Here is a 12,420-nt window from a genome sequence, read left to right on the forward strand (position 1 = left end):
GGTGGCCTCCCATCTGGTCGTCGGCGCACCTTAACCAGTGAGTAACCTGCGCGTCGAGAGGTCAGTGCGCGCGCCCGTTGCCCCGACGAGCGGAAACCGACCGAGCCGGACTCCGCCCCCGCCGGGCCGCCCGCCCGAGCCCGCGCTCGGCTCCGCGCCCGCCCGCCCTCCCGCGTGGCAGGTCCTGCCCCTGTCCTGCCCCTGACGGTTCCCTCAGCCCTCCCGCACGCCGAGCAACGACCGGGCGACGGTGCCCGGCGACTCGTTCCGTTCCCTGGCGAGCGCGATGAGCGCCCGGCAGGCGAGTTCATTGACGCCGAAGGAGAGGGCGCCGGGGGAGACCCAGCCCGCCGCCTCCTCCGCCCGCTCCTGGTCGTCCTCGGCGCACGCCGCCACGTACACCGCGGCCGCCTCGAAGAGGTTGTGCCCCTGGCGCGGGGGCGGCGAGGCGGCGGCCCGCCCGGCGGCGGTCCCGTCGGCCCCGGCGGCCTGCCGGGCGGAGGGGAGGAGCCTGCGCAGTCGTTCGGGGAGAAGTCGTTCCGGTATCCGTGTCACGGCCTGCCGCCTTTCCCCGGGCGCGGTCGCCCGGCCCTTCCACCGTAGACAGCGAAGTGCCGGGACAGAAGGGGGTGTTGGATCAGCGACCACCCATCCCGGCCGGCGTCCCGCCGCGCACGGCCAGGGCCAGGTAGCGGGTGTCCTCGTCCACGTACGTGACCAGCTCCCAGCCCGCCTCGGCGAGCACGGGGCGCAGGCGCGGTTCCGCGCGCAGGTCGTCCGGGGTGATCTGCCGGCCGTGGCGTGCCGCCAGGGCCGCTCGGCCGATCGGGTGGAAGAGGGCGAGCCGGCCGCCGGGACGGACGACGCGGGCGAGCTCGCGCAGACCGGTGACGGGGTCCGCCAGGTGGGAGACGAGCCCCGCCCCGAAGACGGCGTCGAGCGTTCCGTCGCGCAGCGGCAGCCGGCCGACGTCGCCGAGCAGGAGCGCGGTCGCCCCGTCCGGGCCGACGCGCCCCGCCCGTACGGCCTGTTCGAGCATCTCCGGGGTGAGGTCCACACCGATCACCGTGCCCGCGGGGCCGACGGCGGAGCGCAGCGCGGGCAGCGCGCGACCGGTCCCGCAGCCCGCGTCCAGGACGGCGTCGCCGAGCCGCAGCCCCATGTCGGCCACCGCGGCCGCGTACGCGGGACCGTCGTCGGGGAACCGGCTGTCCCAGTCGGCGGCGCGGGCGCCGAAGAACTCTCGGACACGTGTGGGGTCATCGCTCATGGGACTCATGACGGTCATGATGGCTTACCCGTGAGGGTGAACGATCTGTGCGCACGTTCGAGCGTGGCGTGATCGTTCCGGTACATCTCTCTGTCATATTCCATCAGCTTTCGAAATGCGCCCCGGATGCGCCCCCTCGTGCGCACTAGCGTCCCTGAGCCATGGGACACCTGGACCACGCCACCTTCGGCTGGCTTACACCTCTGCTGTCGTACGCGATGGCCTGCATCGGCGCCGCCCTCGGGCTGCGCTGCACCGTGCGCGCGCTCGACGCGACCGGTCGCTCCCGGCGGAACTGGCTGCTGACCGCCGCCTCCGCGCTCGGCACCGGCATCTGGACGATGCACTTCGTCGCGATGCTGGGCTTCGGCGTGACGGGCACCGACATCCGCTACGACGTGCCGCTCACTCTCCTCAGCCTGGTCATCGCCATGGCCGTCGTCGGGGTCGGCGTCTTCGCCGTCGGCTACGGACGCGACCGGGTGCGCTCGCTCCTGATCGGAGGCCTGACCACGGGCGTCGGCGTCGCGAGCATGCACTACATGGGCATGGCGGCGCTCCGGCTGCACGGCGGCGTCACGTACGACCCGCTGCTCGTCGCCCTCTCGGTCGTGATCGCGGTCGTCGCCGCCACGGCGGCGCTCTGGGCGGCCCTCCACATCCACGCGCCCGTGGCCGTGGTCGTCGCCTCCCTGGTGATGGGAGCGGCCGTCAGCAGCATGCACTACACCGGGATGTTCGCGGTCCGGGTCGACGTCGTGCCCTCCGCCACGGCCCTCCCCGGCGCCACCGTCATGCAGTTCATCTTCCCGCTCGCCGTCGGCCTGGGCTCGTACCTCTTCATCACCTCGGCCTTCGTGGCGCTCTCCCCGACCGCCAAGGAACGGGCCGCGTACGCCTCCGCCGAGCGCCTCACGGAACCCGACGAGCGCGCCGTGGACGTGGCACCCCCCGGCTTCCGCGCCGCACCCGCCGCCCCGGCCGCGCCCGTCGGCCCCGAACCGGCGCGGACGCGCGCCACCTGACCAGCCCCGCACCCCCCCCCGCGCCCCAGAGGCGCGCGCACCAGACGCAGCCGGAACGAGGAGGCCATGCGAACTCCCCGCAAGACCCAGGACACCGCGGCGACACCGCCGTCGGTGGCCGCGCGCGGGCGGCGCGCGCACGCCGGGCCGCCCGCGGACGAACCCCGCACCGAGGCCTCCGCGACGGGCCCCTCCCCGGCCCCCTCCCCGGAGCTCTCGCCGGACCTCTTTTCGGACCCGTACGCGGCCCTGCCCTCCGGTGGACGGGGCGCGCGCCCCCGGCGCCTCGGTCTGCGCCCCCGTACCGTCCGGGCCAAGATCGTCTCGCTGCTCATGGTCCCGGTGGTCTCGCTCCTCGCGCTCTGGGGCTTCGCCACCGTCACCACGGCCCAGGACGTCGAGCGCCTCCGCCACATGCAGCGGGTCGACGCCGAGATCCGTGAGCCCGTGACCGCAGTCCTCGCGGCGCTCCAGGCCGAACGGCTCGCCGCCGTACGCCAGGTCGCCGCCCCCGGCAGCACCCGCTCCGCCGAACTCACGGACCGCATCCGGCGCACGGACGAGGCCGTCGGGCGGCTGCGCCTGGACGACGAGCACACCGTCGGTGACACGGGCGACCTCCCCGACGACGTCGCCGAGCGGGTCGGCGCCCTCGTCGCCAAGGTCGAGGGCCTCGCCCGGCTCCGTACCGCCGCCGCCGACGGACGAGCCGACGGCCACCAGGTGTACGAGGAGTACACCGCCGCCGTTTCCGCCGCCTTCGCGGTCGGCGGCGCCCTCACCGGCATCCAGGACACCCGGCAGGGCTCCGAGGCGCGCGTGCTCCTGGAGTTCGGGCGCGCCACCGAGATGCTGGCCCGCGAGGACGCCCTGCTCGGCGTCGCGCACCTCACCGGGCGGTTCACCGCGCGGGACCTCCGCGCCTTCGCCGGCGCCGTCGAGACCCGACGCACCCTCACCGCCGCCGCCACCGCGGACCTCCCGCCCGAGGCACGCGCCGCCTGGGCACGGCTGGTGGCAGGACCCGAGACGACCCGGCTCGACCGGGCCGAGGACCGCGTCCTCGCGGCCGCCCCGGGCCGCCCGGCCGCGCAGGCGGTCACCTCCGCGGACTGGGCCGCGGCCGCCACCGCCGTACGGGAGGGGCTCACCGCCGTCGAGACCGACGCCCGCACCGCCGCGGCCGACCGCGCCGACCCCTTCGGCGGCGGTGCGCTCAACGCGGGCGGGGCCGCGGTCGTCCTCGGCCTCGCCGCCGTCGTCGCCTCACTCGTCATCTCGGTCCGCATCGGCCGCGGACTCGTCGTCGAACTCGTCAGCCTCCGCAACACCGCCCTCGGCATCGCCCGCCGCAAACTCCCCGCCGCCATGCGCAGACTGCGGGTCGGCGAGGAGATCGACGTCGAGGCCGAAGCCCCGGCGGGCCCCGTCTCCCAGGACGAGATCGGACAGGTCGGAGAGGCACTCACCACCGTCCACCGCGCCGCCCTCTCGGCCGCCGTCGAACGCGCCGAACTCGCCAGCGGCATCTCCGGCGTCTTCGTCAACCTCGCCCGCCGCAGCCAGGTCCTCGTCCACCGCCAGCTCAACCTCCTCGACAGCATGGAGCGGCGCGTCGACGACCCCAACGAACTCGGCGACCTCTTCCGCCTCGACCACCTCACCACCCGCATGCGCCGCCACGCCGAGAGCCTGATCATCCTCTCGGGCGCCGCGCCCGGCCGCGCCTGGCGCATGCCCGTACCCCTGACCAACGTCGTCCGCGCCGCCGTCTCCGAGATCGAGGACTACGCGCGCGTGGAGGTGCGCCGACTGCCCGAGACCGCCGTCGTCGGCGGCGCCGTCGCCGACCTCACCCACCTCCTCGCCGAACTCATCGAGAACGCAGCCCAGTTCTCCCCGCCCCACACCAAGGTCCGGGTCAGCGGCGAACCCGTCGGCAACGGCTACGCGCTCGAGATCGAGGACCGCGGACTCGGCATGGGCAAGGAGACCCTCGCCGAGGCCAACGCCCGCATCGCCCAGTCCGAGGCGCTCGACCTCTTCGACAGCGACCGGCTCGGCCTCTTCGTCGTCAGCCGGCTCTCCTCCCGGCACGACATCAAGGTCCATCTGCGCACCTCCCCCTACGGAGGCACGACCGCCGTCGTCCTGCTCCCGACCGACCTGCTCCAGGGCGCGCTGCCGCCCGGCCGGACCGCCCCGGCCCCCTCCGTCGGCTCAGACTCCGACGCCGGCGCCGCCGTCCGTCCCGCGACGCACCCCGCGCCCGCGAGCGAGCGGACGGGCGCCGCAACGGCCGCCGGGGGCCGTGGGAGTGCGGACGAGCGGCGCGCCGCGCGGGAGCGCGAGGAGGCGCACCGCGCGGAGGCCCGCCGCTTCGGGCGCCCCGCGGGCCCCCGTCCCTCCGTCGGCGCGGGACCGTCGGGCCCGGGCCCCGCCGCCGCACCCGGGGCCTTGCCCCAGAGCGGCCGGGCGTCCGACGGTCGGGCGCTCGACGGTCAGACGGCCCGCGGCCAGGTGGCCCGGGGTCAAGTCGACCCCGGTAACGGCGACCCCGGCCAGACGCCTCCGGCCGTGGGTGAGGGCGCGTCGTACCCGTTCTCCGTGTCGAGCGGGGCCTCGGCGTCCGCCCCGCCGCCCCCGACTCCGCCGCCGACACCCGACCGGGCGCGTCCGCAGCCGTTGTCGCGGCCCGCACCCGTACCGGCGCTCGCGGCCCGACCCGAGGACGGTCCACCGCCGGCCGGGGTCACCGCCCTGCGCCACCGGGGGCCCTCCGTACCCGCTCCGCCGACGCCTCCCGTCCCGCCGCCCGGACCCGACGCCGACGGCGAACTGCCCCGGCGCGTACGGCAGGCACACCTCGTCCCGCAGCTCAGGGAGGCGCCCGCTCCGGCGCCGCCGTCCGGCCGCTTCACCGCGGACGAGGGCGCCCGCACCCCGGAACAGGTCAGGGACCGGATGGCCGCCTACCGCGACGGCTGGCAGCGCGGCGGCGGCGCGGGTCCCGGCACCCGCCGCCCCCTCGGTGCCGGCTTCACCGAGCCCCGTACGGCGCCCGAGTCGCGTACGCCGCCCGAGCCCCGTACAGGAGCCGAGCCGGGCACGGCGCGTACGGCCTCCGTGTTCGACCCCTTCCCCGCCACGCCTGCCACGCCCACCGCATCCACCGCCCCCTCCACCCCCTCCACCCCCTCCGTCCATGACCCGCGATCCGAAGGAGACGACGCATGATCGACCACGAGAGGATCTCCCACCACCGCTCCGGTGAGCTCGACTGGCTCCTCGACGACCTCGTCATGCGCGTCCGCGAGGTCCGCCACACGGTGGTGCTCTCCAACGACGGACTCGCCGTCGGCGCCTCCAGCGGACTCAGCAGGGAGGACGCGGAGCACCTGGCGGCCATCGCCTCCGGCTTCCACAGCCTCGCCAAGGGCGCGGGACGGCACTTCCACACGGGCGGCGTGCGCCAGACCATGGTCGAGATGGACGACGGCTTCCTCTTCGTCGCGGCGGCCGGGGACGGCTCCTGCCTCGCGGTCCTCAGCTCCGCGAGCGCCGACATCGGCCTGATCGCCTACGAGATGGCCCGGCTCGTCAAGCGCGTCGGCGAACACCTGCACACCCCGCCCCGGCTCACGGTGACCCCGCCGGCCGCGGGCTGACCGGCCGACCGGAGAACCCCATGAACGAGGACAGCACCGGCGGGTACCCGGCCGTGCCCGGCAGTCACTGGTACGACGCCGACGCGGGGCCGCTCGTCCGCCCCTACGCGATGACCGGCGGGCGCACCAAGCCGGGGCCGAGCAACGTACGGTTCGACCTCATCGCCCTCGTCGTCGTCGACGACGATCCGCCCGGACCCGCCGACGAGGCCCTCCTCGGCCCCGAGCACCGGTCCCTGCTCGCGCTCTGCCGGGCCGAGACCCAGTCGGTGGCCGAACTCGCCGCCGATGCCGACCTGCCCGTCGGCGTCGTCCGCGTCCTCCTCGGCGACCTCCTCGAATCGGGCTTCGTACGGGTCAGCAGACCCGTACCGCCCGCGCAGCTCCCTGACGAACGAATCCTGAGGGAAGTAATCGATGGCCTACGAGCGCTCTGAGAGCACCGCCGAGGGCGGTGGCGCGGACACGACCGCGCTCGCCCTGAAGATCCTGGTCGCCGGCGGGTTCGGCGTGGGCAAGACGACCCTCGTGGGCGCGGTCAGCGAGATCCGCCCGCTGCGCACCGAGGAACGGCTCAGCCGCGCCGGTGAACTCGTCGACGACACCGGGGGAGTGGCCCAGAAGACCACCACGACCGTGGCCATGGACTTCGGCCGCATCACCATCCGCTCCGGCCTGTCCCTGTACCTCTTCGGCACGCCGGGCCAGGACCGCTTCTGGTTCCTGTGGGACGAGCTGTCCCAAGGCGCGCTGGGGGCCGTGGTCCTCGCCGACACACGGCGCCTGGAGGACTGTTTCCCGGCGGTCGACTACTTCGAGCACCGCAAGATTCCGTTCGTCGTGGCCGTCAACTGCTTCGCGGGCGCCCGGACGTACGGGGCGCACGACGTCTCGCGCGCGCTCGACCTGGACCGGGGGACGCCGGTGGTCCTGTGCGACGCGCGCGACCGGGACTCGGGGAAGGAGGTGCTCATCCGGCTCGTCGAGCACGCCGGGCGGGTGCACACCGCGCGTCTCCTCGACTCCGTCGGCTGAGCGCTCCGCGTCGTGGCGGGCGGCGGCACGCGCGGGTACCGCCGGATGCTTGCCCTGTCCACGACAGTGCGTAAGGCTTGCCGCGACACGCGGACCACGACGGCGGGGCCGTGCGACGACGGGACCACGCGGCGCGGACACGGCGCACGCTCGGCGTCCGCACGGACCACGCAGGGGGAGTACGGGGCTCCGGCCGACGGCCGACGGGGACGCACGACTGTGGGGGAGGACCACGCATGGCGCTGGACAAGGGGCTTGACTGGCTCCTCGACGACCTGACGCAGAGGGTCGGGTACATACGGCACGCCCTGGTGCTGTCGAACGACGGCCTGGTGACGGGCGCGAGCAGCGGACTGGCGCGGGAGGACGCGGAGCACCTGGCCGCCGTCTCGTCGGGCCTTCACAGCCTCGCCCGCGGTTCCGGCCGTCATTTCAAGGCCGGACGCGCACGCCAGACGATGGTGGAGTTCGACGAGGCGCTGCTCTTCGTGACGGCGGCCGGAGACGGCAGCTGCCTGTGCGTGCTGAGCGCCGCGGAGGCCGATGTCGGCCAGGTCGCGTACGAGATGACGCTCCTGGTCAACCGTGTCGGCGAGCACCTCGGCGTGGCGGCGCGCCAGCCCGGGGCACGGGGCGGGGACGCCGCCCTCTGACCCCGAGCTTGCTCGCGGGGCGGTGCCGCGCCGCTGTCCACGGTCTGTTTATCCACCGCCCGTTGTCCACGATCCGTTTGTTCAGGGCGGTTGTCCACAGGTCATGCGAGTGTCGTCACGCTGCGTTACGTTCTCGGTGAGGGATTCGAAAGCACACGAACGCACGGGGGGACCGGGACATGAGCGTGGACGAGCGCGTGGGCGCGGGATCGGTGGCGCTGGGTCAGGCGGCGGAGCGACTGGAACTGAGGCGCGACGAGTGCCGGCTTGCCGTGCAGCTGGGTCTGGTGCGCACGGTGCCGGGCGAAGGACGGCGGCCGAGGGTCGATCGGCATGAGCTGGAGCGGCTGACCGGCGCGCCCGACTTTCCCGAAGGGCTGCGGGCGCGGGTCAGGGCGGTGGGCACGCGTGAGGCCGCCACGCTGCTCGCGGTGACCCCGGAGCGGTTCACCAAGCTGGCCAGGACCGGGCATCTCAATCCGGTGCGGTTCTATCTGAACCGCTACCGGGCCGTGGTGTGGCTCTACCTGGCGGGCGACGTCGGCGAACTCGCCCGCGACCGGCCCGACCTCCTGACGGGGCCGCTGCCGCCGCCGCTCCGGGAACGGCTGGCGGCGTCCGAGGACCTCCGGCCGAGGAACTGGCGGGCTCGACGGCTCGCCCTGCTGCTCCGGTCCGCCGAAGACTCCTGGGAGCGGGCGGCGGCGATCGCCTCGCTCCTCGATCCGACGCACCTCGCCGAGGTCGTCACCGATCCCTACGAGCGCGCCCGTCTGGACCGCCTGCGCCCGCCGCCCCCACCGGGGCGACCCACCTCGGCGGCGGCCCGGGAGATCACCGAACGGCTGACGCGGGCGTGCGACCCCGACGAGATCCAGTGGCACCGGGACAACCTCGCCGACGCCCTGGCGGAGGCCAGCGCCGCAGAGCCGGCCCCGCATACGAGCCCGCCCGTCCCGACGGGGTCCTTGGCCGCCCCGGCCCAGGCTTCGAGTTCAGGTTCAGGGTCCTGTGTGCCTGGGCCCTCGGGCCGCGCGGCGCGCCTGTCGCGATCTCAGGCCCTGGCCTCGGCCTTGCGCTCGGGTTCACCGTCGACTCCGGCTTCGGCCGTTCGCCAGGGCGCCGATCCCGCGCTGGCGGCGGCGTCGGCCGCCGCGCTGGTCCTCGCCACGGCCCGCGCCCGCGTGGCCGGCCCGCCGCCGCCCCCGTCCGAGGAGACGGTTGCCGCCTTGACCTCGACCTCAGGTGCAACCTCGGCCACCGGCGCTGGGGCGGCCGGGGGCGTGGCGTCCCGGGGCCCCGCTTCGGGCGTGGCGGGGGACCGGCCTCCCGTGCGGCGGGACAAGGGGCGGAGGCGACTGCTCGACCGGCTTCGGAGGCGACAACCGTCCGCGGGGCGCGGCGACCGGGGGTGGGGGTGGCCCGCGGCCTGGCCCTGACGGGGGGGGGCGTCGCTGCCGACACCGCGCCGGACACCGCGCTCGGCACCGCGGCTGTCCCGCGCCCCTCGCCTTCCGTCGGCGCGGCGGGCGTGCGGCGCGGTCGGGGTGCGGGGACGATGGGCCCATGCTGCTCGCCCGTGTCGCGGAGGTCTCCCGCCAGGTCGCCGCCGTCTCCGCGCGCTCGCGCAAGATCGCTCTCCTGGCGGAACTGTTCTCCGAAGCCGTCCCCGAGGAGAGCCCACTCGTCATCGCCTACCTCTCCGGACGCCTCCCGCAAGGGCGGATCGGTGTCGGGTGGAGCACCCTCAAGCAGGTCGCCCCGCCGGCCGTGCCGCCCGTCGAGCGGCCGGAACTCACCCTGGACACCGTCGACGGAGTGATGACCGAACTGGCGGCCGTCTCGGGAGCGGGTGCCCAGGCCGAGCGGACCCGCCGCCTCCACGCCCTCTTCGCCGCTGCCACCGGCGAGGAGCAGGAGCTCCTCCTCCGGCTGCTCTCCGGAGAGGTGCGGCAGGGGGCGCTGGACGCCATCGCCCTGGAGGGGGTGGCGCGGGCCGCCGCGGTGCCCGCGGCGGACCTCCGGCGCGCCGTGATGGTCGCCGGATCCCTGCCGCCGGTCGCCCAGGCGGTCCTGGCGGAAGGACGCGTCGCGCTCGACCGGTTCACCCTCCGCGTCGGCAGCCCGGTGCAGCCCATGCTCGCGCACACCGCCGCCTCCGTGACCGAGGCGATCGGAGCGCTCGGGCCCTGCGTGGTGGAGGAGAAGCTCGACGGCATCCGGATCCAGGTCCACCGGAGCGGAGAGGAGGTGCGGGTCCACACCCGCTCGCTCGACGACATCACGGAGCGGCTCCCCGAGGTGGTGGCCGTGGCCCGTTCGGTCCCCGCCGACGCGTACATCCTCGACGGGGAGGTGCTCGCCCTCGACCCGGTCACCGGGCGACCGCTCGCCTTCCAGGCGACGGCGGGGCGGGTCGGGTCGCGCAGCGACGTGGACACAGCGAGTGCCGCGCTCCCGCTGACGCCTGTCTTCTTCGACGTTCTCGCCGCCGACGGCGAGAACCTGCTCGACCACCCGGGACGGGAGCGGCACGCCGTCCTCGCCCGCCTGCTGCCCGAGAACCGGCGCGTCCGGCGCCTGCTCGTGACCGACCCGGCGGACCCCGCCCAGGTCGAGGCCGCCGAGCGGTTCTTCGCGGAGACGCTGGCGCTCGGTCACGAAGGAGTGCTGGTCAAGGCGCTGGACGCGCCCTACGTGGCCGGGCGGCGGGGCCGCACCTGGCTGAAGGTGAAGCCCGTCCACACCGTCGACCTCGTCGTCCTCGCCGTCGAGCGCGGTCACGGACGCCGGACGGGACTGCTCTCCAACCTGCACCTCGGCGCACGGACGGCCGAGGGCGGGTTCGTGATGCTCGGCAAGACGTTCAAGGGGCTCACCGACGAGATGCTGCGCTGGCAGACGGAGCGGCTCGGCGCGCTCGCCGAGTCGGACGACGGCTTCACCGTACGGGTGCGGCCCGAACTCGTCGTCGAGATCGCCTACGACGGCCTCCAGCGCTCGACGCGCTACCCGGCCGGGATCACCCTGCGCTTCGCGCGCGTCCTCCGCTTCCGGCCCGACAAGAGCCCGGCGGAGGCGGACACCGTGGAGCGGATCGCCGGTACCGGCTGACGCGCGGGTCTCGGAGCGTCCGCGTCCCGCCGAGCGTCCCCCGCGAAGCCGCGCGGCCGCCGGAGCCTCGCGGGACGGGACGCCAGGAGGGATGCTGGAAACCTGCCAGATGCCACGAGGGCCGCGAGCCCGGCACGACGGGACGCCTCGGGCCGCGAGGAGATGAGCGACGTGTACGACTTGCACATCGACACCGACGTCACCGTGCAGCTCGACTGCTGCCGCGAGGACGCCCAGGCCGTCTTCGACGTCCTCGACCACGTCTACCAGCTGGAGGACATCTCGACGCCCGGGCCGCAGGAGGCCGCCGGGCCCGCTCCCACCGTCTGGACGGCCACGTTCGACACCGCCGGCGGCCGACGCGAAGAGGTGCGCCCGCCCCAGCTGACGGCCAAGGTCGGTGCCGTGCTCACCGGCGGGTATCAGGCGGTCGCCGAGGTCGAGAAGGTGCTCGCCACCGGCTTCGCGATCGAGTCGCTGCAGTCCGTTTCCGGAGACCAGGAGACCGAGGCCCGACTGCTGCTCGCCGCCCGCTGAGCGGAGGGGGCGAAAGCCCCCCGAAGACGGACCCGGGGCGCGGCGGGCGAGCGGCGCCCGGGGCTGACGTCTGTGCGCTCGAACGCGCGCGCTCGGACGCGCGTCGGTCGCCCTCACCCGTACACCCGCGTGCCCCGGCCTTACCCCCGCCTGCCCGTTCCAGGAGCCCCGCCGCCACCCCCGGTATACACCGTGTGTAGAGTGCTCGGCGGCCGATGATCCCGCCCTGACCAGGCGGTGACGGTCGCACGAGTCACCCACCGGGGAAAGCGGGTTCCATCATGTTCCGATCCAGGTCGCGCCGATTCAGGGGGACGGCCGTGCTTCTCGCCGCCGCGTCGCTGGCGTTCGCGCTCGGCGGTTGCGGGGTCGACACCGTGACACCGGGCGAGGCCCGCAAGGACGCCCCCGCCGACGACGGCAAGGCGGCCGGAACGGGGGAGTCGGGTGCCGCGACGGCCCGCCGCGTCGACTGCGCCGAGGTGAAGTGCATCGCCCTCACCTTCGACGCGGGCCCGGGCAAGGACACCCCTCAGCTCCTCGACATCCTCAAGGAGAAGCGTGTATCCGCCACGTTCTTCCTGCTCGGCAGCAAGCACGTCGACCGTTATCCGCAGGTCGTCAAGCGCATCGCGGACGAGGGCCACGAGGTCGCCAACCACACCTGGACCCACCGCGTCCTCACCGACCTCGACGCCTCCGAGGTGCGGGACGAACTGGAGCGCACCCAGGTCGCCATCGAGCGGCTCACCGGCCGCAGGCCCACCCTCATGCGTCCCCCGCAGGGCCGCACCGACGACAAGGTCTCCGACGTCAGCCGCGACCTCGGGCTCGCCCAGGTCCTGTGGAGCATCACGGCCAAGGACTACTCCACGACCGACACCGCGCTCATACGCCAGCGCGTCCTCGACCAGGCCCACGGCGACGGCATCATCCTGCTCCACGACATATACGACGGGACCGTCCCGGCCGTCCCCGGGATCATCGACGAACTCACCCGGCGCGGATTCACCTTCGTGACCGTCCCCGAACTCCTCGCGCCCGGCACGGCGGAGCCCGGCACCGTCTACCGCCCCGAGAAGGACTGACGCCGAGGACCCCGGGCCCGAAAAGGGGTG

Annotated in this window: 12 protein-coding genes; 10 read left to right on the plus strand and 2 right to left on the minus strand. The window is 74.7% G+C overall.

Annotated features, from left to right (window positions below; all coding sequences use genetic code 11):
* Positions 1 to 213: 213 nt before the first annotated feature.
* Positions 214 to 555: a hypothetical protein gene (locus ACWDVG_RS15625; RefSeq protein ID WP_451699698.1), complete on the minus strand. Its 342-nt coding sequence runs from the start codon at positions 553 to 555 to the stop codon at positions 214 to 216.
* 82 nt (positions 556 to 637) lie between these two features.
* Complete coding sequence (locus tag ACWDVG_RS15630; RefSeq protein ID WP_451699699.1) at positions 638 to 1,270, minus strand: class I SAM-dependent methyltransferase; 633 nt, start codon at positions 1,268 to 1,270, stop codon at positions 638 to 640.
* A 161-nt stretch (positions 1,271 to 1,431) separates the two neighbouring features.
* Between ACWDVG_RS15630 and ACWDVG_RS15635 the strand changes: the two genes are divergently transcribed.
* The 10 genes from ACWDVG_RS15635 to ACWDVG_RS15680 all read left to right on the plus strand — a co-directional run bounded on the left by ACWDVG_RS15635 (position 1,432) and on the right by ACWDVG_RS15680 (position 12,390).
* Positions 1,432 to 2,295: an MHYT domain-containing protein gene (locus ACWDVG_RS15635; protein ID WP_451699700.1), complete on the plus strand. Its 864-nt coding sequence runs from the start codon at positions 1,432 to 1,434 to the stop codon at positions 2,293 to 2,295.
* Between the two features lie 66 nt (positions 2,296 to 2,361).
* On the plus strand, positions 2,362 to 5,532 hold the full coding sequence (locus ACWDVG_RS15640) for a nitrate- and nitrite sensing domain-containing protein (protein ID WP_451699701.1): 3,171 nt from the start codon (positions 2,362 to 2,364) through the stop codon (positions 5,530 to 5,532).
* A complete protein-coding gene (locus ACWDVG_RS15645; RefSeq protein WP_451699702.1) occupies positions 5,529 to 5,963 on the plus strand; it encodes a roadblock/LC7 domain-containing protein in 435 nt (144 codons plus the stop codon). The genes ACWDVG_RS15640 and ACWDVG_RS15645 overlap by 4 nt, the downstream gene beginning before the upstream one ends.
* Positions 5,964 to 5,983: 20 nt before the next feature.
* On the plus strand, positions 5,984 to 6,400 hold the full coding sequence (locus ACWDVG_RS15650; RefSeq protein WP_451699703.1) for a DUF742 domain-containing protein: 417 nt from the start codon (positions 5,984 to 5,986) through the stop codon (positions 6,398 to 6,400).
* Positions 6,381 to 6,998, plus strand: a complete 618-nt coding sequence (locus tag ACWDVG_RS15655) for a GTP-binding protein (protein WP_451699704.1) — start codon at positions 6,381 to 6,383, stop codon at positions 6,996 to 6,998. Before ACWDVG_RS15650 ends, ACWDVG_RS15655 begins: the two co-directional genes overlap by 20 nt.
* 236 nt (positions 6,999 to 7,234) lie before the next feature.
* Positions 7,235 to 7,651 carry a roadblock/LC7 domain-containing protein gene (locus ACWDVG_RS15660; RefSeq protein WP_451699705.1) on the plus strand — a complete coding sequence of 139 codons (417 nt, stop codon included), beginning with the start codon at positions 7,235 to 7,237 and terminating at the stop codon, positions 7,649 to 7,651.
* A gap of 179 nt (positions 7,652 to 7,830) precedes the next feature.
* On the plus strand, positions 7,831 to 9,090 hold the full coding sequence (locus tag ACWDVG_RS15665) for a DUF6397 family protein (RefSeq protein WP_451699706.1): 1,260 nt from the start codon (positions 7,831 to 7,833) through the stop codon (positions 9,088 to 9,090).
* 127 nt (positions 9,091 to 9,217) lie between these two features.
* A complete protein-coding gene (locus ACWDVG_RS15670) occupies positions 9,218 to 10,765 on the plus strand; it encodes an ATP-dependent DNA ligase (RefSeq protein ID WP_451699707.1) in 1,548 nt (515 codons plus the stop codon).
* A gap of 162 nt (positions 10,766 to 10,927) precedes the next feature.
* The gene (locus tag ACWDVG_RS15675) at positions 10,928 to 11,302 is read left to right on the plus strand and encodes a hypothetical protein (protein ID WP_451699708.1); all 375 of its coding nucleotides are present in this window, start codon (positions 10,928 to 10,930) and stop codon (positions 11,300 to 11,302) included.
* A 281-nt stretch (positions 11,303 to 11,583) separates the two neighbouring features.
* Positions 11,584 to 12,390: a polysaccharide deacetylase family protein gene (locus ACWDVG_RS15680; protein WP_451699709.1), complete on the plus strand. Its 807-nt coding sequence runs from the start codon at positions 11,584 to 11,586 to the stop codon at positions 12,388 to 12,390.
* The last annotated feature ends 30 nt before the right edge of the window (positions 12,391 to 12,420 follow it).

It is taken from the genome of Streptomyces sp. NPDC003327 (assembly GCF_053589515.1).